At 32.0% G+C, this 300-nt stretch carries 1 protein-coding gene; it reads left to right on the top strand.

The annotated features are described in order from the left end of the window. A partial coding sequence (locus tag RMT89_RS42145) for an HNH endonuclease (RefSeq protein ID WP_315889046.1) occupies positions 1–300 on the top strand: 300 nt, incomplete at both ends.

Genomic DNA, 300 nt, shown 5'->3' with positions numbered 1-300 from the left:
AATCAAATCACCCGATTTTTTATCCTGATGAATACTATGAAGGACAAACTACAACCGTTCAAATAAATAGATATGAACGAAATGCAAAAGCACGTAGAAAATGTATTAATCATCACAAACCTATTTGTAAGGTTTGTGAAATAGATTTTTCTAATGTTTATGGTGAAATAGGTATTGGTTTTATTCATGTCCATCACATAAAGCCATTATCTGATATAGGAAAACACTATGTAGTAGACCCTATTAACGATTTAGTTCCAGTGTGTCCAAATTGTCATGCAATGCTGCATTCTAAAAGGC

The organism is Streptomyces sp. P17 (assembly GCF_032436805.1).
In the GTDB taxonomy this organism is placed as follows: Bacteria; Actinomycetota; Actinomycetes; order Streptomycetales; family Streptomycetaceae; genus Streptomyces.
The sequence above is the reverse complement of the archived record's forward strand: the minus strand, read 5'-3'. Positions and strand labels throughout refer to the sequence as shown.